At 68.4% G+C, this 20,682-nt stretch carries 22 protein-coding genes; 2 read left to right on the top strand and 20 right to left on the bottom strand.

Annotated features, from left to right (window positions below; genetic code table 11):
- The first annotated feature begins 31 nt into the window (after positions 1-31).
- On the top strand, positions 32-1,597 hold the full coding sequence (lnt, locus tag OG266_RS39045) for an apolipoprotein N-acyltransferase (protein ID WP_371551582.1): 1,566 nt from the start codon (positions 32-34) through the stop codon (positions 1,595-1,597).
- On the opposite strand, the gene OG266_RS39040 is transcribed toward lnt, so the two are convergent.
- Complete coding sequence (locus tag OG266_RS39040; protein ID WP_266468088.1) at positions 1,515-2,426, bottom strand: Gfo/Idh/MocA family protein; 912 nt, start codon at positions 2,424-2,426, stop codon at positions 1,515-1,517. The genes lnt and OG266_RS39040 overlap by 83 nt on opposite strands.
- Positions 2,427-2,642: 216 nt before the next feature.
- On the opposite strand from OG266_RS39040, the gene OG266_RS39035 reads away from it, so the two are divergent.
- A complete protein-coding gene (locus OG266_RS39035) occupies positions 2,643-3,104 on the top strand; it encodes a hypothetical protein (RefSeq protein WP_371551580.1) in 462 nt (153 codons plus the stop codon).
- Positions 3,105-3,213: 109 nt separating this feature from the next.
- Here OG266_RS39035 and OG266_RS39030 read toward each other — a convergent pair whose 3' ends face one another.
- The 19 genes from OG266_RS39030 to OG266_RS38940 form a co-directional block, all read right to left on the bottom strand.
- Positions 3,214-3,789 carry a hypothetical protein gene (locus OG266_RS39030; RefSeq protein WP_371553119.1) on the bottom strand — a complete coding sequence of 192 codons (576 nt, stop codon included), beginning with the start codon at positions 3,787-3,789 and terminating at the stop codon, positions 3,214-3,216.
- Between the two features lie 162 nt (positions 3,790-3,951).
- Complete coding sequence (gene ung / locus OG266_RS39025; RefSeq protein WP_266468082.1) at positions 3,952-4,635, bottom strand: uracil-DNA glycosylase; 684 nt, start codon at positions 4,633-4,635, stop codon at positions 3,952-3,954.
- An 81-nt stretch (positions 4,636-4,716) separates the two neighbouring features.
- Positions 4,717-6,300, bottom strand: coding sequence for an ABC transporter substrate-binding protein (locus tag OG266_RS39020; RefSeq protein WP_371551577.1), 1,584 nt, complete (start codon positions 6,298-6,300; stop codon positions 4,717-4,719).
- A gap of 221 nt (positions 6,301-6,521) precedes the next feature.
- Positions 6,522-7,283, bottom strand: a complete 762-nt coding sequence (locus OG266_RS39015) for an SDR family oxidoreductase (RefSeq protein ID WP_371551575.1) — start codon at positions 7,281-7,283, stop codon at positions 6,522-6,524.
- Positions 7,284-7,300: 17 nt separating this feature from the next.
- The gene (fabG, locus tag OG266_RS39010) at positions 7,301-8,062 is read right to left on the bottom strand and encodes a 3-oxoacyl-ACP reductase FabG (RefSeq protein ID WP_266468074.1); all 762 of its coding nucleotides are present in this window, start codon (positions 8,060-8,062) and stop codon (positions 7,301-7,303) included.
- 176 nt (positions 8,063-8,238) lie between these two features.
- Positions 8,239-8,622: a DUF3037 domain-containing protein gene (locus OG266_RS39005; protein WP_371551573.1), complete on the bottom strand. Its 384-nt coding sequence runs from the start codon at positions 8,620-8,622 to the stop codon at positions 8,239-8,241.
- A complete protein-coding gene (locus OG266_RS39000; RefSeq protein WP_371551571.1) occupies positions 8,619-9,401 on the bottom strand; it encodes a HipA family kinase in 783 nt (260 codons plus the stop codon). Before OG266_RS39000 ends, OG266_RS39005 begins: the two co-directional genes overlap by 4 nt.
- A gap of 76 nt (positions 9,402-9,477) precedes the next feature.
- A complete protein-coding gene (locus OG266_RS38995) occupies positions 9,478-10,626 on the bottom strand; it encodes a tyrosine-type recombinase/integrase (protein WP_371551569.1) in 1,149 nt (382 codons plus the stop codon).
- A 173-nt stretch (positions 10,627-10,799) separates the two neighbouring features.
- On the bottom strand, positions 10,800-11,105 hold the full coding sequence (locus OG266_RS38990) for a helix-turn-helix transcriptional regulator (protein ID WP_371551567.1): 306 nt from the start codon (positions 11,103-11,105) through the stop codon (positions 10,800-10,802).
- A gap of 1,870 nt (positions 11,106-12,975) precedes the next feature.
- Entirely contained in the window at positions 12,976-13,410 is a 435-nt protein-coding gene (locus OG266_RS38985; RefSeq protein WP_371551566.1) for a hypothetical protein, read from the bottom strand.
- A 104-nt stretch (positions 13,411-13,514) separates the two neighbouring features.
- Entirely contained in the window at positions 13,515-14,291 is a 777-nt protein-coding gene (locus OG266_RS38980; RefSeq protein ID WP_371551564.1) for an aldo/keto reductase, read from the bottom strand.
- Positions 14,288-14,878 carry an AAA family ATPase gene (locus OG266_RS38975; RefSeq protein WP_371551562.1) on the bottom strand — a complete coding sequence of 197 codons (591 nt, stop codon included), beginning with the start codon at positions 14,876-14,878 and terminating at the stop codon, positions 14,288-14,290. Before OG266_RS38975 ends, OG266_RS38980 begins: the two co-directional genes overlap by 4 nt.
- Complete coding sequence (locus OG266_RS38970; protein ID WP_371551560.1) at positions 14,875-15,477, bottom strand: exonuclease domain-containing protein; 603 nt, start codon at positions 15,475-15,477, stop codon at positions 14,875-14,877. The genes OG266_RS38975 and OG266_RS38970 overlap by 4 nt, the downstream gene beginning before the upstream one ends.
- Positions 15,474-16,676: a radical SAM protein gene (locus OG266_RS38965; protein ID WP_371551558.1), complete on the bottom strand. Its 1,203-nt coding sequence runs from the start codon at positions 16,674-16,676 to the stop codon at positions 15,474-15,476. The genes OG266_RS38970 and OG266_RS38965 overlap by 4 nt, the downstream gene beginning before the upstream one ends.
- Before the next feature lie 25 nt (positions 16,677-16,701).
- Positions 16,702-17,742 carry a nucleoside-diphosphate kinase gene (locus tag OG266_RS38960; RefSeq protein ID WP_371551556.1) on the bottom strand — a complete coding sequence of 347 codons (1,041 nt, stop codon included), beginning with the start codon at positions 17,740-17,742 and terminating at the stop codon, positions 16,702-16,704.
- A complete protein-coding gene (locus OG266_RS38955; protein WP_371551555.1) occupies positions 17,739-18,764 on the bottom strand; it encodes a thymidylate synthase in 1,026 nt (341 codons plus the stop codon). The genes OG266_RS38960 and OG266_RS38955 overlap by 4 nt, the downstream gene beginning before the upstream one ends.
- A gap of 210 nt (positions 18,765-18,974) precedes the next feature.
- Positions 18,975-19,373, bottom strand: a complete 399-nt coding sequence (locus OG266_RS38950; protein ID WP_371551554.1) for a DUF6415 family natural product biosynthesis protein — start codon at positions 19,371-19,373, stop codon at positions 18,975-18,977.
- Complete coding sequence (locus OG266_RS38945) at positions 19,373-19,843, bottom strand: ATP-binding protein (RefSeq protein ID WP_371551553.1); 471 nt, start codon at positions 19,841-19,843, stop codon at positions 19,373-19,375. The genes OG266_RS38950 and OG266_RS38945 overlap by 1 nt, the downstream gene beginning before the upstream one ends.
- Positions 19,840-20,640: a TauD/TfdA family dioxygenase gene (locus OG266_RS38940; protein ID WP_371551552.1), complete on the bottom strand. Its 801-nt coding sequence runs from the start codon at positions 20,638-20,640 to the stop codon at positions 19,840-19,842. Before OG266_RS38940 ends, OG266_RS38945 begins: the two co-directional genes overlap by 4 nt.
- Between the last annotated feature and the right edge of the window lie 42 nt (positions 20,641-20,682).

Here is a 20,682-nt window from a genome sequence, read left to right as displayed (position 1 = left end):
TGGAGGCACGCACCGGGGAGGGAGGCTCAGGATGAACAGGCGTGAGCGCTGGCTCGTCTCCCCCTGGCGCCGCGGCGTCGTCGTCGCCCTGGCAGGCGCGCTGCCCGTGTTCGCCTTCCCCGCCCCCTCCTTGTGGTGGTTCGCGTACGTCGCCCTCGTGCCCTGGATCCTGCTGGTCCGCTCGGCCCCGACGGCAAAGCGGGCCGCGTACGACGGCTGGCTCGGCGGGCTCGGCTTCATGTTGGCGGTGCACCACTGGCTGCTGCCGAGCCTGCATGTGTTCACGCTGGTCATAGCCGCGTTGCTCGGCGCGCTGTGGGCCCCTTGGGGCTGGCTCGTGCGCCGGTTCCTCGGCGGTGTGCCCTCGCCGGGGCAGATCGCGGCCGCCCTCGTGGTGCTGCCGTCCGGCTGGCTGATGGTCGAACTCGTCCGGTCCTGGCAGGGGTTGGGCGGCCCGTGGGGCCTGCTCGGGTCGAGCCAGTGGCAGGTCGATCCCGCGCTGCGGCTCGCCTCGGTCGGCGGGGTGTGGCTGCTCAGCTTCCTGGTGGTGACGGTCAACGTCGCCGTCGCCGTACTCGCTTCCGTACGCCAGGCCCGAATACCCGCCGTGGCCGGCCTGGTCGCCACGGCCGCCGCCACCTCGGCGGCCTGGGTGTGGTCGCCGCGCCCCGACGTGGACGGCCGGGTCCGCATCGCCGTCGTACAGCCCGGCGTCATCGACGGCGCCGACCAGCGTTTCGCACGCGAGGAGGCGCTCACCCGCACACTCGCCGGGCAGGACGTCGACCTGATCGTCTGGGGCGAGAGCAGCGTCGGCTTCGACCTCGCCGACCGGCCCGACCTGGCGAACCGGATCGCCGCACTGTCACGGCTCACGGGCGCCGACCTCCTGGTGAACGTCGACGCGCGCCGCTCCGACCGGCCCGGCATCTACAAGAGCTCGGTCCTGGTGGGACCCGGGGGCCCGACCGGCGACCGTTACGACAAGATGCGGCTGGTCCCCTTCGGGGAGTACGTTCCCGCGCGCAGTGTCCTCGGCTGGGCGACCTCGGTGGGCAAGGCAGCCGGCGAGGACCGCAGGCAGGGCACCGAGCAGGTGGTGATGAACGTCGGGAACGGGCTGCGCGTGGGCCCGATGGTCTGCTTCGAGTCGGCGTTCCCCGACATGAGCCGCCATCTCGCCCAGGACGGCGCCGAGGTACTCCTCGCGCAGTCCTCGACATCGAGCTTCCAGAAGAGCTGGGCGCCCGAACAGCACGCCTCACTCGCCGCACTGCGGGCCGCCGAGACCGGCCGCTCGATGGTGCACGCAACGCTGACCGGCGTCTCCGCCGTCTACGGCCCGAGCGGCGAGCGCGTCGGCTCCTGGCTCGGCACGGACGCCAGCAAGACGATGGTGTACGAGGTGCCGCTGGCACGGGGTGTCACGCCGTACGTCCGGTTCGGAGAATGGCCGGTGCACGCGGCCCTGCTGGTGCTGGCAGCCCTGTGCGCGACGGAGGGCGCACGCGCGCTCAGGCTGCGGCGGCCTGCTCCTCCACCGCCCGTACCACCCGCTCGCACAGTTCATGAGTCGCCAGCGCATCCCGGGCACTGAGCACCTTGCCCGCGCGCACGGCGTCGAGGAAGGCGAGCGTCACCTGCTCGATACCGCGCTGCCTGGCCACCGGCACCCAGTCGCCGCGGCGCCGCACGGTGGGCTGTCCCTTGTGGTCGATCACCTCGGCGAGGTTGAGCACCTGCCGCTTGGTGTCCTGACCCGAGACCTCGAGGATCTCCTCCGCCGAACCGCTCAGCCGGTTCATCACACCGAGCGCGGTGAAGCCGTCCCCGGCGAGCTGCAGTACGACATGGTGCAGCAGCCCGTCCTCGACACGCGCCCGCACGCTCACGTCGTCGATCGGCCCCGGCGCCAGGAACCGCAGCGTGTCGACGACATGGATGAAGTCGTCGAGGACCATCGCGCGTGTCTGCTCGGGCAGCCCGATGCGGTTCTTCTGCATCAGGATCAGCTCCCTCGGGTGGTCGGCGCACTGCGCGTACCCGGGCGCGTAACGCCGGTTGAAGCCCACCGCCAGACTGACGTTGCGCTCCTCCGCGAGCCGCACCAGCCGCTCCGAATCGGCGAGTTCGTACGCGAGCGGCTTGTCGACGTACGTCGGTACGCCCGCCTCGAGCAGGCGCGTGACGATCTCGGGGTGCGCCACGGTGGCCGCGTGCACGAACGCCGCGTCGAGTCCCTGGGCCAGCAGCTCCGACAGGTCGCCGTGGCGCTGCCCCTGCGGCAGGTGGAGGCTGTCGGCGACCCGGGCGAGCGTCGCGGGCGTGCGCGTCTGCACATGCAGCTCGACCCCCGGCTGCACACTCAGCACCGGCAGATACGCCTTCTGCGCGATGTCTCCGAGTCCGATGCAGCCGACCTTCACGGGGGTCTCCTCAAGGGGGGTGTTGCGGGTTGTGCGGTACGTTCCGGGTTTTTGACCTCGTCGGGAAGCATACGGCGGTGGCGCCGGGCACCTCGGGGCGTCCGGGTCACCTCACCGACGCCGGCACCCTCCGGAGGGGCGGAAGGATCACCCGTGCGGGGCATCCTCCGCTTGTCCGCTCCCCCAAAGAGAGCCGGACACAGCAGAGTTGCGCGGGTGCATCGATCAACGACGACCGCGACGCTCCTGGTCACCGTGGCTGTCACGGCCCTCTCCGGCTGTGTGACCGTCCAGCGACCGCCCTCCTCCGGCCTGCCGCCCGTACCGTCGGGGCCCTCCGTGCCGCGTCCGGACGGCGAGGCCGAGCCGCAGATCGTGCAGGCACCGGCGCGGGAGGCGCTGGAACTCATCGGCCCGTCCCGTAGGCCCTCGCCCAGCGCGCCCGCACCGCGCCGGGCGACTCCTCCGCCACCCGCCGCGGCCCCACCGGCCGCTCCCCATCGCCCCCGCACCGCCCCGCATCCCAAGGCGTCGCGCCCCGAGCCACGCATCGCCGTCCCACCCGTTGTCCCGGATGTCCCGGCGAGCGCGGACGTGTGCGCCCTCGGCCGGAAGTACGGAGGCTGGTCGGCGGACAGCCCCCAAGCGGTCATCTGCGAGGGGGCGTACGGCCGTTGACGGACGCGGCGCCCACCGCTGAGCGCTCCGCCGGAATTCCGGTGCGTCGCCTGCGGGTCCGTCGTGGCTGGTCGCGCAGTTCCCCGCGCCCCTTTGGGGCACTGCCCGATCAGGACCGCCGTCTCGGCGGCCCCAGCGTCTCCCCTCCGGGCCCGCCGGAGGAACCAGGACCGCCCAGTGACCCGGGCCCCTCGCCCGATCCCGGTGTCCCCTCCCCGTCGAGCCGCAGCTCCAGACGGCCGATCGCCGCCCGGACACCGTCGCCGTAGCTGTCGTCCCCAAGAGCGCCGACCGCACCACGGGCCCTGCGCAGATGCGTGCGGGCGGCCTCGGTGCGGTCGAGCTTCACATAGTCGGCGGCGAGATTCAGATGCAGCGAGGGGTAGAAGACGCGCACCGCGAGCGACTCGTGGTGCTCGGCGATCCTCCCGTCGGTGAGCTCCTCCGCCGCCGACAACGCCCGTAGGTCCCAGGCCAGTTCGTCCGAGGGGTCGTCCTGGGTGTCCGCCATGTAGTGCGCCAGCGTGCAGCGGTGCAGGGCGTCGCCGTCCTCGCCGATCTCAGCCCACAGGTCCAGGAAGCGGCTCCGGGCCTCCTCGCGGTCACCGCCGTGGTGCAGCATGATGACCTGCCCGATCCGGGTCATCATGGCGTCCGGCGCTGCCTGCTCCTGTTGCTCCGCCACCGCGTCCTCCACAGGCTCGTCACTGATCATCACGACGCCAACGACGCTAACGGCAGCCACTGACAATCACGCTCAGGCGCCTCCGTGCACGGCTGGGCCAGGCCGGTGACGGCCCGGCCGGGCTCGCTCTCACGAGCCCCGCCCGGCCAGAGGGACCGAATCTCAGCCCAGGTCCGGAATCCGCCAGTCGATCGCCTCGTGGCCCTGCCGTGCGACAGCCTCGTCGATCTGGGTGAACGGTCGCGAACCGAAGAACTTCTTGGCGGACAGCGGCGAGGGGTGCGCCCCCTTCACCACCACGTGCCGCTCCTCGTCGATCAGCGGCAGCTTCTTCTGGGCGTAGTTGCCCCACAGGACGAAGACGGCCGGGTCGGGCCGGTCGGCGACGGCCCGGATGACCGCGTCCGTGAACTTCTCCCAGCCCTTGCCCTTGTGCGAGTTGGCCTCACCGGCGCGCACCGTCAGCACCGCGTTGAGCAGCAGCACGCCCTGCTCGGCCCACGGCATCAGATAGCCGTTGTCCGGGATCGGGGTGCCCAGCTCCTCCTTCATCTCCTTGTAGATGTTGCGGAGTGAGGGCGGGGTCTTCACGCCCGGGCGGACGGAGAAGCACAGACCGTGCCCCTGGCCCTCGCCGTGGTAGGGGTCCTGACCGAGGATCAGTACCTTCACCCGCTCGTACGGCGTCGCGTCGAGCGCGGCGAAGACCTCGTCCCGCGGAGGGTAGACCGGGCCCTTCGCGCGCTCCTCCTCGACGAACTCGGTGAGTTCCTTGAAGTAGGGCTCCTGCAGCTCCTCGCCCAGGACGTCGCGCCAGGACTCGGGCAGCATGGCGATATCGGTCACGTCAACTTCCTCCGATGTGCGGTCACTTCCAGACCACAGAACCTACCGCCGCCCACTGACAATCGGGTCCAGAGGCCCGCGCTACCAGCTGGTCTTCCGGTACAGCTCCCACATCGTCATGATCGTCGACGGGTCCAGGGCGACCTCGCCACCCGAGATGTCCTCGCTCGCGGCCACGTACTGCTTGCCCTGCCACAGCGGCAGCAGCCGGGCGTCGTCGACGAGGATCTGCTGAGCTTCCTCGAACTGCTTCACCACGGCTCCGCGGTCGGTCTCGCGGCGCGACTCCGGAAGCAGGTTGTTGGTGATGTACGGGGCCGGATAGGGCGTACCGAGCGCGTTGTCCTCGCCCACGAAGGGCGCGATGAAGTTCTCGGCGTCCGGGAAGTCGGGGAACCAGCCACGCCCGAACACCGGGTACTCGCCCTTGCGGTAACCCTCTTCGTAGGTCTTCCAGGGGCGGCTCTTGAGGGTGACCGTGAAGAGACCGGAGTCCTCCAGCTGGCTCTTGAGCTCCCGGAACTCGGGGGCGGTCTCGGAGCCGTAGCGGTCGGTCGTGTACCAGAAGGTGAGGGGGACGCGCTCGTTGATGTCCGCCTCCAGGAGGATCTGCCGGGCCTTGGACGAACTGGGGGCTCCGTAGTCGTCGAAGAAGCCCACGGTGTGGCCGGTCAGCCCCTTCGGGACCATGGAGTACAGCGGCTCGACGGTGTCCTTGTAGATCTTGTGCGCGATCACCGGTCGGTCGATGACCTGGGCAATCGCCTTACGGACGGCCGGTTTCGCGGCCCAAGGGTCCTTCGGGTTGAACACCAGGTAGCTGATCTCGGTGCCCGCGCCTTCGATGAGCTGGATGCCCTCGTCGGGGTCCTGGCCCTGGAGCGAGACGATGTCCGAGGCGGCGAGACCTCGGAAGGTGACGTCGATGTCCTTGTCCCGGAGGGCGTCGACCATCTGGGCCGAGTCCTGGAAGTAGCGGATGGTGACCGCCTTGTTCTTGCGGTCGGCGAAGCCCTTGTAGCGGTCGTTCCTGACGAGCTGGGCCTGCTTGCCCTCCTCGTAGGACCCCAGGCTGTAGGGCCCGGAGCCGGTGACCCGGCCGTCCTTGCGCAGGGCGTCGGCGGGGTAGTCGTCGGGGTCGACGATCGACATGGCGGGCGTGGCCAGGACGAACGGGAAGGTCGCGTCGGACTTGTTGAGGTGGAAGACGACCTCACGGTCGCTCAGCACCTGGACCCGCTCAAGGCTTCCCAGAAGTCCCGCGGGGCCGCCGGCGACAGCGATCTTCCTGATCCGGTCGATCGAGTACTTGACGGCCTGGGCGTCGAGTTTGTCCCCGTCGGAGAACGTCATGTCATCGCGCAGGCGGCAGCTGTACGTGCGGTTCACCGCGTCCGTGAACTTGCACTCGGCCGCGTCGGGGCCGGGCTCGACCGCGCCGTTGGGGTAGCTCAGCAGCGTCTGGTAAATGTTGCGGAACAGCTCCCAGGAGCCGTCCCAGGAAGCCGCCGGATCCAGCGTGCTCGGAGCACTGGTGGTGCCCACGACGATCGGTCCGGCGTCGTCGGAGGAGTCCGAGGAGAGGACACCGCATCCGGCGACCAGGGATATCGACGTGATCGTCGCCAGCTGCCGCAGGCATCGGTTCCGGTTCCGGTTGAACACGCGCTCGCTCCTCGATCTGCCGTACCAAGGGTCGGCAGACCATACCGCAGTGCCCCACCGGCGGAACCGCTTTCCCGGCAGGGCACTTGATCAGCGAGTATGTGACTACGTTGTCATTCTTCTGTGCACCCGAAATGCCTCGACGCGGGCACGATTTCTGTCAACTCGTCACTCGGCGCGGGCGCTCGCTCCGTCGGCGCGCGCCCGCACCGGCGCTCATGTCATCCCACCCCGGCGTTGAGGAAGATGCCACCGTCGACCACCAGCGTCTGGCCGGTGATCCAGTCCGACTGCGGGGAGGTGAGGAACGCGGCGGCGCCGCCGATGTCCGAGGGGACACCGAGCCGGCCGAGCGGGTACGCCGCGGCCGCCTCCTCCTCGCGGCCCTCGTACAGGGCCTGCGCGAACTTGGTCTTGACGACGGCGGGCGCGATCGAGTTGACCCGCACCATGGGCGCGAACTCGTGCGCCAGTTGCAGGGTCAGGTTGACCATGGCGGCCTTGCTGATGCCGTACGCGCCGATGAACGGCGAGGCGGAGATCCCGGCGAGGGAGGCGATGTTGACGATCGCGCCGCCGTTGTCCTTCTGCCAGGCGTGCCAGGTCCGCTGGGCGAACCCGAGCGCCGAGACGACGTTGGTCTCGAAGACCTTGCGCGCCACGTTGAGGTCGAGGTCGGCGATGGGGCCGAACACCGGGTTCGTACCGGCGTTGTTGACCAGGTAGTCGACGCGGCCGAAGGCCTCCATGGTGCGCTCGACGGCGACGGCCTGGTGGGCCTCGTCGTGGGCCTTGCCCGCGACGCCGATGACGCGGTCGGCACCGAGTGCCTCGACGGCTTCCTTGAGGGCGTCCTCGTTGCGGCCGGTGATGCAGACGCGGTCACCGCGGGCGATCAGGGCCTCGGCGACGCCGTAGCCGATGCCGCGGCTCGCGCCCGTGATGAGCGCGACCTTGCCCGAGAGCTCGGGGAGTGTGGTCATGTCCGTGTCCCCCGGCCTTAGTTGAGCGGTCCGCCGGCGACGTACAGCACCTGGCCGGAGACGAATCCGGCCGCCTCGCCCGTGAAGAAGGCGATCGCGTTGGCGATGTCGTCCGGGTTGCCGACGCGCTGTACGGGGATCTGGGTCGCGGCGGCGGCCTGGAAGTCCTCGAAGCCCATGCCGATGCGGGCGGCCGTCGCGGCGGTCATGTCGGTGACGATGAAGCCGGGCGCCACGGCGTTCGCGGTGACGCCGAACTTGCCGAGCTCGAAGGCGAGCGTCTTGGTGAAGCCCTGCAGACCGGCCTTGGCGGCGGAGTAGTTGACCTGGCCCCGGTTGCCGAGCGCGGAGGACGAGGACAGATTGACGATCCGGCCGAACTTCGCGTCCACCATGTGCTTCTGAACGGCCTTCGACATCAGGAAGGCGCCCCGCAGGTGCACGTTCATGACCGTGTCCCAGTCGGACGTGCTCATCTTGAACAGCAGGTTGTCGCGGAGGACACCCGCGTTGTTCACCAGGATCGTCGGCGCACCGAGCTCCTCGGCGATCCGGGCGACGGCCGCCTCGACCTGGGCCTCGTCGGAGACGTCACAGCCGACCGCGATGGCCTTGCCACCGGCGGAGGTGATCTTCTCGACGGTGTCCTTGCACGCGGCCTCGTCGAGGTCGATCACCGCGACGGCGCGGCCCTCGGCGGCCAGTCGTACGGCGGTCGCGGCACCGATGCCGCGCGCGGCACCGGTGACTACGGCGACGCGCTGCTCAGTGGTGGACATTGCTGGTTCTCCTCGCCCTTGAAAAGCCCTGCGGCTGAAAAGCCCTGCGGCCCTGAATTGCCCTGCGGCTCACACGGTACGCCCGTCCGGTGAGCGACCGCTTAGTACCTTCAGCAGACGTGACGCTAGAAGCCCTGGCACCCGGTGTCAACGGCACACCGCGCACGTGTGATCCATTACCTGACCAGCAGCTCGAGCAACCGCTCCACCTCGGCCCGCGGATCCGCGGTGAGCCCCGTGTGCACGGGCCCCGGCCGGACGACCGTGGAGCGGGGCGCGATCAGCCAGCGAAAGCGCCGTCCGGCGTCGTCGTGCGCCGCCTGACCTGCCGCTTCCCCTCCGGCACAGACTCCCTCGACAGCACGGAGCGCAGCCCGTACGCCCGCCACGTCCGCCTCCGGATCCAGTGCCCGCAGCTTGGTCTCGTCCAGATGCGTGCGGGCGGCGACGAAGGACTTGGCGCGGCAGTACACCAGCACGCCCGCGTTGAAGCACTCGCCGCGTTCGACTCGCGGAACCACACGCAGCAGCGCGTACTCGAAGACGTCCCGCTCGCTCACTTGCTCCCCTTGATGCCCGCGGTGCTGTCGATGCCCTTGATGCGCTCATGGATCACGGCGGCGCGCGCGAGCAGCGGCTCCGCGTACGCCCTCCGCAGAGCGTCCGTCGTGTCGAAACCGGGCTCCCCGTCGAGCCACTCGTCCGGAATCCCGGAGGTCACCTCGGTGAGCAGCTCTTCCGTGACCAGCGGCGCCAGATCGGCGGCGGCGGAGACGATGTCCGGGCCGAAGGGTGCGAGCGCGTGGTCGGTGGCGTCGTACGGCTTGGCGGCGGAGGCCTGGGCCCCGGGCCAGTTGTGGTGCCAGATCATCGTGGCGCCGTGGTCGATGAGCCACAGGTCGCCGTGCCACACCAGCATGTTGGGGTTGCGCCAGGAGCGGTCGACGTTGTTGACCAAGGCGTCGAACCACACGATCCGCCCGGCCTCCTCGGGGCTCACCCGGTGCGCCAGGGAGTCGAAGCCGATCGCCCGGGAGAGGAAGTCCATCCCGAGGTTCAGTCCGCCGCTCGACTTCAGCAGTCCCTGAACCTCCTGGTCAGGTTCACCGAGCCCCAGGACCGGGTCGAGGCCGATCGTCACCAGGCCGGGCACGCGCAGGCCCAGCCGACGGGCGAGTTCACCGCAGACGACCTCCGCGACGAGAGTCTTGCGCCCCTGCCCGGCGCCGGTGAACTTCATGACGTACGTCCCGAGATCGTCGGCCTCGACGAGCCCCGGCAGCGAGCCACCCTCACGCAGCGGCGTGATGTAGCGGGTCGCGATGACCTCTCTCAGCATTTTCCCAGGCCACCCGTCTATTTAACCTTGCAATCCACGACCATCGCCGGAGGGGCGCAGTAGCGGGAATACCTCGTCAATGACCCTGGGGAGAATCTGGGGAGTTTCGAGCGGCATGCAGTTCTCCCTGCTCCCCGAGCAGTCCGTCGATGGCGGTTCGCCCCTTGCTTCCAGCCTCCGGCATGAAGTGAGCATAGTAACCGAGGGTGATCGCGGGCGAGGAGTGCCCGAGCCACCGCGCCAAGGTCACGACGGACTCTCCGGCCTCCAGCATGAGCGAGGCATAGGTGTGCCGCAGCACGTGGAAGCCGTCCTTCGGGGCAGCCGCCCACTGCCAGGGTTTCGCTTCCTTGGCGCGCGGCGGAATGATGCCCGCCTCGGCCAAGGCAGGCTTCCAGGTGTAGGTGTTCCACGTGTTCACCGCGACGGCGTTGCCGAATCGTGTGGTGAGCAGCAGCGAGAACTTCCTCCCCTGCCCCTCCGGCTTCCCCCACGGAAGCTCCACTTCCGCTGGCGGGAACGCTTCGACGTGGCGCTTCAACTCCTCGGCAACCGAGGAGGGCATGTCGACAACACGGGTCTTCTTTCCCTTCGGCAGGGTGAAATACAGCGTCCCCTTGATCGCCTGGACTTGGCGGCGGACATGGAGCACGCCTCTCGCGTAGTCGATGTCCTCCGGGCTCAATCCGAACACCTCGCCCTGACGGAGCCCGCAGCCCAGGCCGAGGACGACGGTTATCCGGTTGCGCGGGTTGACGACGTCGCGGACTCGCAGCGCCGTCTCCAACGGCCAGGCATCCCGTCGCTCCTGTGGCGCCTTGGGCCATCGCACGGACTTCGCGTGCATTGGGTTCCCGGCGAGCCGCTTGTCATCTACGGCCGCCTCAAGAATGGAGGAGAGTTCGGAAAGGATGCCGCGCTGGTAGTCGACCGAGGAGACGGTTGACTCCAACTTGGCTATGTACGCGCGCAAATCCGCCGCCGTGATGTTCCTGAGGGGGAGTTGGCCCAGGTGCGGAATGATGTGGAGTCGCGCTCGCCGCTCCTGGTTCTGCTGGGTCTTCGGAGCACCGCCTCTGCCCGGCGCCCAGTGCATCGCGATGTAGTCGGCCAGCGTGATGGATCCATCTCGCGGGTCCACAAACTCGCCGCGCTCCTCGTCCGTGGCTGCCCGACGAAGCCACGCCTTAGCATCCTCCAGGACCTCGAAGGATCGGTCCCGCACCCCGGGTATGCCGGCGACCTTGTACCGCTTCCCCTTGCCGTAGCGAGCGGTTTTCTCCCTTTTCCCGGTGACCGGGTCCTTCCTCTTCTTGATCCATCGGTCTTCTATGTAGCCGGCCAGGTGAGTCTCCTTTCAAGAGGGTGCAAACGGCGCGCGATACGACGTTCGGCACGTCAGGCGCTGGGGCGGCTGCGTTGCTGTGGAGCTGCGCTCAGCGGGTTCAGCACCGGATTGGAGCGGGAGTCGGCCCGCTCCTGCTCACGGATCCAGGCATCGAGGGCTTCCCGCCGGTACATGACGCGGCCTCGGGAGCCCATGCGGAAGCTCGGCGGTCCCTGCCGTCGGTGTCGCCAGACATAAAGCGTGTGCGTTGAGAGGCCGAGGTACGCCGCGGTGTCCTTGACGTTGAGGAATGCGGCGCGTACGGCGCTCGCGGGAACGGGTGCGGCCGATGGGGCGAGTAGCGGTCGGGCAGGCATGAAGGGGTTTTCTGCGAGGCGCGGAAGGGAGCGGGACCGGGTGGGCGGAGAACGGATCCTCCGCCCACCCACTGGCTGTGGTGAAGTGCGAGGGGACTTAGCGGACAAGCCGCAACTGGAGCCGTGCTATGGACGGCGCACAGCTGCCATCGGCTCGCTCGCCAGGTCAGGAAGGTAGTGGGCGGCTGCGAGACGGCCCCAAGGGATCTCAGCCGGTGTCGGCTTCTGAAAGCAGGCAGACGGGTCTGCCAGCCCGGGGCAAAAAAGAGCAGGGGGTATCGCGGATCGGTACATGAGGTGGTGTTCCTTGCGAAGGAGCGCGCGGAGCGACAGAGCGGGATCAACAACGCCGGGAGCCCACGCCGACTCGGCGGAGGAATCGCTGTCTTTCAGCGAACAGGCGCTGCGGACTTCGGGGCAGCAGCAGGCAGGCGCCGCTCATTTCCTCCCTGGATCGTTGCAGCGCTGTCTACTGCGTTCGCTACGGCTCCACCGCCAAGCACAGCCGAGTGCGAACACCATCAATGCTCTGGACGATCCCCGGTTTCGGTAACCGGGGATCGTCTGCTACGTATCGCGCTGCACGACTAGGGATTTTCCCGGCGCCCTGTATCGGCCTCGGCCGGGAGGTCAGCCGGTACGACCGGAGAGCGAGGGTCGCGCAGTCCGTTACAAGCACCAGCAACCCGTCGTCAGCGAGTTGGCGGAGGTTACGGGCCACGACTCGCTCTGAAGCACCAACAGCTCGGGCGACCTGCCGAGTTGGGCTCCGGGGTGCACCGCCACGTGCGCGAGGACCGCTGAATCGCGACGGTAGCCGCGTGCAGCAGGGCCTCGCTGAGCAGCCCGGCCGCGCAGACGCAGAGGCCCGACGCTGGGGAAGGGCGCCATAGTCCTCCCTCTCCTGTGCGGTCCACGCGTTCGGGGCGCTGAGCGTCAAGAGGATGGAGGCAGTGAATCGGGCGGATCGGAGGGCGGGATTCGACAGGTGGGCCTCCTTGGGACGGGCCTCCCGGCAAGACGGAGCAGGACGGGTCACATGCTGCTACGGCGGTCGGCCCCCAGGCGGCCCGGAAGCCCGCATCCTTTCGCTGACCTGGTGTTTTACGGGACGTTGTACGTTGACATGCCCACCGAGCAGGTTCCAGTCCTTGGGGGTTCTTTGTTGTCTGCCATGGGCGAATCCCAGGCACGCAGAAGGCGGCGACTCCTCTGGACCGGATCATCCGGCTTGGAGCGGATGAAGGCGGCATCAGCGGCCTGGACGACCGGCTCTGACGCTGAGAGCACTATGCGCTCGCGGGCCTGAACCAGTCCCGCGTCGCGGAAGGCGCCTCGTTCCGCCAGATCACGGGAGGCTTCCGCGGGGTGATGACCAAGCGAAACCAGGCGCAGAGCCTGATTGGCGTCGTGCAGGGCAGTCAGATAGGCGACGTAGATATCTCTCTGCGCGCCGAGTTGGCGTTCGTCGCGTTCCCGCCCCAAGCGCACCCGCTCCGACAGCAATGCCGACCGACCCAAGCCCCACAACGGCCCCAAGAGCGGTGGACACCAGCGTGATCCATGACATGGACACGAGCCTAGGGGTGCTCAATCTTCGACGGCACACTCTCAAGCTTTGCCGTCACAGGGCAGTTGTGAACCAACTTGCGACACACGAGTCCACGAGAGGCGCCGCGATATCGAGCACACGTGTTTGCGACGGAGCAGATTCCGCACAATCGCGCGATGCGCGCGCCATGGATGATGCATCGACCCTTGGGGCGTACGGATCGACCCCAAGCCCCGGGATGGCCGAAACGCCGAGGTCGATGCGTATGTAACAGATGGGGTTTGCAGGGTTGCCCGAGGGGCCTCCGAGAGCAGAGGGCTACTGCCAGCTGTGCTCAGTAAGACGGCTGGCACTGGGCTCGGTACGCCGAATGGTTCCCGAGTCGAGGTAGGCCGTCTTGTCCTGCTCAAGGGCGTTGAGCGCGGCAAGGGTTCGCCTATGTGCGCACGGGGGCAGGTGCGCGGTCACCTGTCCTAGGGGGATCACGCGGATAGCCGCTCTTGGATCGCGATACGTGAGGCGCACGATGTCGTCGGGAGCCAGCGGCTTTGTGGCGACGATGTGCGTGATGACCTTCCGCCGGCGCGTCGGCTGTCTTTGATCAACCGCAACCCGGCGCAGGACATGTATGCCGTCTGGCTCCAGACGCAGGACCGCTTTGGCTGCTTCCTCTGGCATCTGTCCGTCGTGGACGGCCCCCACAGGAAGGAGGAGACCAGCGTGTTCGATGACGAGCAACTGATCCGTTCCCACCGGCACGAGTAAAGCGACCCCCACGACTGGCGGCCGCCAGTTCTCGTAGGCTGCCCGCTGCCGTATCGCAGAGGCGGGTACGGGTGGGGCACCAGCCGTCGGCATCAGACACCGCCCGCCACAGCGGTCACGAGTTGTTCGAGGTGCCGCGGTTGGCTTGTGCTGGGAATCGGCGCGACGTGGTCACCGCGGTGAAGTAGCCACTGAAGAGGTTCTTCCACACCTCGCGTGCTCGCGAGGACGCCGGCGTCGAGCGGCCGGTACGCCACGTACGGGATGCCGAGGTCCTGGCAGAGTTCGAGCGCGGGGTCGAAGCTGTCCGTCATGTTGAGGACGTTCTGCACGGCTGCGACAGTGAGTTCCTTGCCCGCGTCGCGGATGTCCTCGGGAGTGACCTTCGACAGGCCGATGTGCCCGATCTTGCCCTCGTCTTGGAGCGCCTTCATCACCTCGAACTGGTCGAAAAGCAGAGCCTCCCGGTCGATGCGGTGGAGGTAGCAGAGGTCCAGCCGCTCGACACCGAGGCGGCGCAGGCTTGCTTCAACGCACGCCCGCAGGTATGCCGGGTAGCCGTGCGGGGTCCACACGTCCGGGGCGGGGCGGAGCATGCCGACCTTCGTGGCGATCAGCACGTTCTCCGGATACGGGTGCAGGGCTTCCCGGACCAAGTGCTCGACGGTGTGGGGTCCGTAGGCGTCCGCAGTGTCGATGTGCGTGATCCCGTACGTGTGGACCGCTTGGCGGAGGACGCTGACCGCCGTGTGGCAGTCATCGGGATAGCCCCAGGTGCCGGGGCCGGTCAGGCGCATGGTGCCGAACCCGAGCCGGGAGACGGTCTTCCCGGCGATGGTGATCGTGCCGGCGGGCGGAGTGCCGGTCATACGGCGGCCTCCTGCAGGCAGAGCTGAAGTGCCCGCTCGATGGCGCGTGTCTGACTTTCGGAATCGCTGGTGACGCGCTGGTGCGGGAACTCGTCCTCGGCGAGGAGGCTGTGGACGTGTTTGTCGACCAGGCGGCGGAAGCGATCGTCGTAGTCGTGGCTCTTGTCGACGGGCACGTCCGGGTCGAGCACGGTAGCGAGGAGAAGGTCGTACTTCGGGGCCTGAGTCCCAGCGAGCAACCGAAGACGCTCCAGCTCGCCACGGTGGAGGACTTCACCGCGGTACTCCAGAGCCGCCCGGAGGTATGCGACGGCATCCAAGGAGGCCCGGTCGACGAGGACCACGCCCGCGCCTTGCTCGGCCTCGATCTCGTCGGCGATGCCCCGGGCGATGATCCACTCGGTGGACTGGCCGGTGTGGTGCTGCATCTTCGGGAGCCCGAGTGCGGCGGCACGTTTGGCGAGGCGGCCGGTGCGGGCCACGGTGACGCCGTGGCCTCGCAGTTCCATCTCTATCCGCTTCAGCAGCATCGTCTTGCCGGTGGAGTGGGTGCCGAGCACCCCGATACGGATGGTTGTCTGGGTCACCACAGGGTTGGGTCCTTTTCTGGTTCGGGGGCGCCGGGCAGGCCGGGCGGCACGGCCGCGGCGACGAGCTGGTCCCAGGTGTCGTAGTGGGCGGCCATGGCGATGAGGAGCTGAGCGGTGGCATAGGCGTCGAACGTGGCCCGGTGCCGCTGGGCGGGGGCTTTGCTCAGGTCCGGCTTCATGTGGCAGATGAGGGCGTCCAGGCTGTAGCCGGACAGGTTGGGAACGGTGGTCTTGGCGAGGCGGAGCGTGTCGAGGACTCCGGCCGGCTCCCACGTCGGCAGGTGCGCTTTGAGGACTCGGTAGTCCGTGTGCGCGTTGTGCGCGCAGATCCACGACGTGGCGAGGAAACCGTGCACCTGGTCGGCGATCTCCACCCATGCTGGCTTGTCCGCGAGATCCGTGTTGCTCAGGCCGTGGACCTTGGTGGCGAAGGCCGTGACGGGACGGTTCGGGCGGGTCAGCCACGCCGCGGCGGTGCTCGTGTCGGGGCGGCCCTCGCGGACGGGGAGCGCCGCAACCTCGACCAGGTCGGGCGGCGCGGTGCCGTTCCCTTCGACGTCGACGACGAGCAAGGGGGGCCAGGAGGCAAAGTTCATGGGGTCTCGGGTCCGTCCTCCGCCGACCAGCCGATGGGGGCGCGGCCGTGCTGGCGGTATTGGTGGGGCTTGCCGCGGTCGTGGCACTGGTAGCCGAAGCCGTGCTGGAGGTAGTAGCGCGGCGGTTCGTCCAGTCCCTCCACGACGATGGCACGGTCGTTGACCTCAACCTCGCCGATCGCGCCGAGGGCTCGCGCCTCTTGGGTGACATGCGCGAGACCGGGTGTGACCCAGGCGTTGCGGCACCGCGCGAGCTGTTCGGACGGGCAGATGTCGCACAGTTCGCGGATGCCGTAGTGGCCGTTGTAGTCGGGCTCCCCGTGCGCGTAGGCGACACCGCAGCTCGTCTTGCGGAACAAGGTGCCCCACGGCGCATGGCCGACCACTCGCGCCTCGTGGAAGGCGTCCAGGATCCGCTGCTCGGCGAGCTCCGGCATGATCTTGCGGCGGGCCGTGTCGTCGTACGGCGTCGGCAGGCCGTTCGCCTCGTAGTAGGCCTTGATCTGTTCGCGGAAGAACAGGCCGGTGAACACGGTGGCGTGCGCGTGGAGTGACAGCTCCCGGGCCTGTTCCACGTGAGCGTCGGAGTCGTTCAGGCCGGGCACGATCGGCCGCCAGTACAGGATCGTGCGGTACCGGTCGGCGTGCTCGTAGAGGGTGCGCAAGCTTCCGGCCGCGATGCTGGAGTCCACCGGCTCGATGCCGGGGTGATCGATGCCGGAGTGGGTGACCAGCACGGTCAGGCGCAGGTTCTGGAAGGAGTTGAGGACGGCGCAGTCCTGCGGCGAGACCCGCCAGCGGGTGATGATCAGCACGTGGTTGGTCAGGCCCTGCTCGTCCAGGAGCCGCAGCACGGCGAACAGGTGCGGCTTGACGACGGGGAGCATGGGGTCGGTCGCCCGATTCAGCAGCTGCACCGGCGTCTGGTGCGGCCGGAAGTACGGGTGGCTGACGAGGGAGGCGGCTGCCGCCTCGTCGCTCATGAGCCGCTTGGGCGTTTTCATCTCGAAGTTGTCGAACAGGTGCCGCACGCAGTAGCTGCATTCCAGGGGGCAGCCGACTATCCAGTTCACCGAGAGTCCCGACTTGCGGTACTCGATCACCTCGGACAGCTCCGGCTTCAGGCCGCCGATCTGCTGGTCCGTCAGGATTGGCAGCGGGCGGCGTGGCACTGCGGCGAGCTCTGCAAACACGGTCATGGGAACTCCAAGGGACGGGGACGGGTCAGCGGGCGGCGGGCGTGGGCTGGAGCGGGACGGACGAAGGCGTCAGCCGGAGGCGGCGGTTGGCGCCGAACCAGGTACCGAAGTCGCGGCGTGCGGCGTCCGGGTCGTCCGAGGTGTGGACGAGGTTGCGCACTAGGCGCTTTTCGTCGAGCGCGGCGGCGAGGCTGTCATTGCCGAGGTCGCGGCGGATCGTGCCCCGGGCGGCCCGGGTCGGGTCGTAGTGGCCGAGGAGATTGCGCAGGCGAGCGTGTATGCCGGGCTCGCCGTGGGCGAGTGCCACGCTCACGCGCTGGTCGGCGTACATGGCGTCGAGGCAGGCAGGGATGTCCCGGTCGGGGAACCAGTCGGCATCGACGAGGAGATCCCAGTAATGGACGTGTGCCTGCCACGCCTGAACAGTGACGTCGAGCCGGTTCGAGACTGTGACCCCGGCCGCGCGGATCCGGTCCAGTACGGCATCGACGAGGCCGCGGTCGACCGCGTCGGGCTTGCACAGGATGACGGAGCACTGGTCGAAGGCGGGGACGTCGAACACGCGGCCGGCACCGAACCACGTACCGAACTCCCGCCGGGCGGCGTCCGGGTCGTCTGAGGTGTGGACGAGGTTGCGCACGAGGCGCCGCTCGGCGCGCGCGACGGCGAGGCTGTCGTCGCCGAGGTCGCCGCGGATCGTGCCGGCTACGGCGATGGTGGGGTCGGTGTGGCCGATGAGCTGCCGCAGTCGGGCATGGAGACCGGGCTCACCGTGGGCGAGCGCCACTGCCACGGGACGATTGGTGAACGCGTCGTCGAGATGGGCGGGAAGGTCATGCGGTGCCTGCTTGGTGTCCGTCAGGAGGTCCCGGTAGGCGACGTGCGCCTGCCACGGCCGTGCCACTACGTCCATGCGGCCCGAAACGGCGACGCCCGAGGCTTCGATCATTTCGAGCACGCGCGGGACTAGGCCCCGTTCCACGCAGTCCGGCTTGCAGAGGATGACCGCCCAGTGGTTGAAGTCGATGCCGTCCACCACGGCGCCGCTCGGCGGCTTCCGGGTCACTGCGCACCACCATCCACTGCGGCGGCGCAGGCTGGCCAGCGGTGACCAGCGAGCCAGCGCAGCCCCGGGTCCAGGGCGGCGAGGATGTCCGGGTCTACCGCCTCGGTCTGCTCGTGGCGGATCTGCCGGTACAGCTCGAACAGCAGCACCACCTGCTGCCAGTACGGATGAAGCCCCAGGCCTGCGATGTGGCGGGCGCTGTAGCGGAGTTGGTTCGTGCGCAGTGCCTCTTCGTGCTCCAGGACGTGCTGCACGGTCGCCTTGGTGGTGCTCTCGGGCATGGCCGGGAAAAGGAAGGTGGTCGGTGCCGGGCGGTTGTCCGCCTCGGCGAGGACCCGTTTGACGCGGTCGGCATTGCGGTCATTGACGTGGGCCGAGCCGATGGTGTGGGTGTACGTGCCTAGTTCCAGGCCGAGCTGAATGGCCGCGAATTCGTGGATCATGGTGAAGCTGAAGACGTCGGACAGCAGACCGCAGTCGAGATCGTTGGCCCGCATGTGGCACACCATGTGCAGCCGCCCCTCGCGCGGGAGCAGGTGTAGGCCGGCCAGGCACGCCACGTCGGGGTTGTCTCTGACGGCCAGTTCCGCGGCGGAGAAGACGGGCAGGTAGCCCCGCTTGCTGTCCTTCTCGGTCTGCAGCAGCTCCAGGACCCGGTCGAACGGTGACATCGTGTCGCTGCCTGCCGGGTTGAACAGCGTGTACCCGTACGCCGATCCGCTGAGATGGACACCGTCAATGGAACTGGAGCGCATGGACGGGGCGTAGTACCCGATCATCTCCAGGTCTCGGTGGCCGGCGAGGTACCACAGTGCTTCGGCGAACTGGAACACCGGATTGGCCTTGCGCTGGGCCAGGAACGGCAGGCGCTGACGGGCGTCGGAGAGGCGGAAGGTCACACCGATCACTTCGCGAGCCTCGTTGCCGCGTGCGTCAATGTGGTACTCGTGCTGCTCGGTCGCCAGACGGAGCAGCTCCAGGTAGGCGCCTTCGACACTGCCGAAGGTGGGGGTGATGAGCATCTGACCTCCAGATGACAACGGGGAATGTGTTTAGACCCGGCGCGGAGAACTGCCATGCCCTGTCCACGGGGGAACGGCCAGGGACGCCTGGCCCTCCGCGCCGGGAGCCTTATGCGGCGAAAGGAAGGCCTTCGCCGTAGAGATCCCAACCGAGCGCCGGCTCGATGAGCGAAGGAAGCGCGGCACCCGTGTCTTGTACGGGAGAGCGCGTCACGAGGCGTCATCTCCCATCAGATCGAGGACCCCGAGGATGGCCATGGCAAAGCGGACGAGATGAGCAGGTGCTTGCTCTGCTGGAGGCCACTCGGTACCCAGGTCGATCAGGTGCCGCACCTCATTGAGCGGGTAGGGCATCACGAGGTACGGCACGACCTCAAGGAGCTTGGTGGTCACCTTCCGGAACCGCTCCGCGATCTGCCTGACCTCACGCGGGGTAGGGCGTGCGTACTCGTCGAGCACGGCGTTCAGGTCGTCGTACAGCTCCTCGTCGATCGCTTCACGGGCAAGGGAGCGGCGCAGGGAAAAGAGGAGTGTGCCCAGCGTCCCTTCATCGTTGACGGATCGGCGGCTCAGCAGCTGCGCGGCGACGTCCACCGTTACGGCAACCATCACGACCTCCCTTCCGGGATCGCGATGGAACACCACGTCACCGTCCCGTCGGGACTGACACCCCAGCGGTCCATCAGAGCATCGACGAGTAACAGACCACGGCCGCCCTCGTCGCCCTGGTCTGAGTAGCGCAGCCGGGCTCGTTCCTGGCTTCCGTCGGTGACTTCGATGCGCAGTTCGTGGCCGGAGCTCGTCACCCGGAGCCCAACCGGCTTGCCCTGACCGTGCCGCACGGCGTTGGTGACCAGCTCCGAAACGGCAAGCGTGGCGGTATCACTCAGCTCTGCGAGGTCCCAGTCCTGAAGGTGGGCTGTCGTGATCCGTCGCATCTGCCCGACGCGAGAGTCAGCGGGCAGGAAGACCACCTCGAAGCCACACACAGCCGCCTGATCTGCGGCTGGGGTGACTGGAGTGACCTCCGCGGTCAACGCCATCGTTCCTGTGACCGTCATGGTCTGTTCCGCCGTCATCCTGCCTCCGAGAGCACGGGCGGAGGTGCCGACGCGGGAACGGGTGCGAATCCGCGCGGCATGGGAAAACGGGGTTGCCCAAGTGCACGCCAGCAGAGCCGATCGCCGGTGAAGGCGCGTCGTGCGTGCAGCCAGCGTTCGTTGTCCAGCAGGTAGCCCAACCCGGGCGCCAGGATCAGACGCATCTGGTGACGCACGGCTGCGGCCTGGAGCTGTGGCAGATGGGGCTGAACTATAGGGTTCCAGCGCGCCAGCCCGTCGAGCCGCAGGCGAACAGACACCCGCTGGTCGCGATGGACGGTGAACACCTGCGTGGCGTGGCCGTCTCCGGCTCCGAAGAACGCGGTGCGGGGCTGTGCCAGCGCAAGCCCGGCCTCCCGCCCGCTGATGAAGAGGTCGGAGTGCACGGCCTGCCCATCGGTGAGCAGGCTTTCCCCGCCGGTGATTGCGGCTTGCCCACACACGAGGAGCATCAGGCGGGGCGGATTCGGAGTGCCGGAGCGGTCGGTGTGCGGATCGAGTCCGCCGTTGCCGAACCCGGCAAAGCCAGCCCGGTGAGCGTGGCGGCGGGTGTGGTGGATGGTTGTGAGGCCGTCGGAATCGCTGTCCCGGTGCGATGTGAGGCTCATGATCCCGGTGGCAAAGGCGAGGACGGCGGTGCGCGATGTGAGACCTTCGACAGTGACCAGGCCCGTATCCCGCAGCCGTTCCGCGATCGCCTCCACCGCGCGCGGCGCGGTGTGATCGATGAGGTGGCGCGCGAACACGTCGGCGTACGGCTGATGGGCTCGGCGCATCCCGGATCTCCTTCGCTGCGAGGTGGTGCGTCCACTGTTCGG

It is taken from the genome of Streptomyces sp. NBC_00554 (genome assembly GCF_041431135.1).
Lineage (GTDB): Bacteria > Actinomycetota > Actinomycetes > Streptomycetales > Streptomycetaceae > Streptomyces.
This window is presented reverse-complemented; position numbering and strand designations above follow the sequence as displayed.

What these genes read in the sequence shown, in the direction of transcription:
- OG266_RS38955 (WP_371551555.1), bottom strand. Translation starts at nt 18,764, where the DNA reads ATGCTCATCACCCCCACCTTCGGCAGTGTCGAAGGCGCCTACCTGGAG.
- OG266_RS38970 (WP_371551560.1), bottom strand. Translation starts at nt 15,477, where the DNA reads ATGAACTTTGCCTCCTGGCCCCCCTTGCTCGTCGTCGACGTCGAAGGG.
- fabG (WP_266468074.1), bottom strand. Translation starts at nt 8,062, where the DNA reads ATGTCCACCACTGAGCAGCGCGTCGCCGTAGTCACCGGTGCCGCGCGC.
- OG266_RS38980 (WP_371551564.1), bottom strand. Translation starts at nt 14,291, where the DNA reads ATGACCGGCACTCCGCCCGCCGGCACGATCACCATCGCCGGGAAGACC.
- OG266_RS38940 (WP_371551552.1), bottom strand. Translation starts at nt 20,640, where the DNA reads ATGCGCCGAGCCCATCAGCCGTACGCCGACGTGTTCGCGCGCCACCTC.
- lnt (WP_371551582.1), top strand. Translation starts at nt 32, where the DNA reads ATGAACAGGCGTGAGCGCTGGCTCGTCTCCCCCTGGCGCCGCGGCGTC.
- OG266_RS38965 (WP_371551558.1), bottom strand. Translation starts at nt 16,676, where the DNA reads ATGACCGTGTTTGCAGAGCTCGCCGCAGTGCCACGCCGCCCGCTGCCA.
- OG266_RS38990 (WP_371551567.1), bottom strand. Translation starts at nt 11,105, where the DNA reads ATGCCTGCCCGACCGCTACTCGCCCCATCGGCCGCACCCGTTCCCGCG.
- OG266_RS38950 (WP_371551554.1), bottom strand. Translation starts at nt 19,373, where the DNA reads ATGGTTGCCGTAACGGTGGACGTCGCCGCGCAGCTGCTGAGCCGCCGA.
- OG266_RS38945 (WP_371551553.1), bottom strand. Translation starts at nt 19,843, where the DNA reads ATGACGGCGGAACAGACCATGACGGTCACAGGAACGATGGCGTTGACC.
- OG266_RS39000 (WP_371551571.1), bottom strand. Translation starts at nt 9,401, where the DNA reads ATGCTGAGAGAGGTCATCGCGACCCGCTACATCACGCCGCTGCGTGAG.
- OG266_RS39015 (WP_371551575.1), bottom strand. Translation starts at nt 7,283, where the DNA reads ATGACCACACTCCCCGAGCTCTCGGGCAAGGTCGCGCTCATCACGGGC.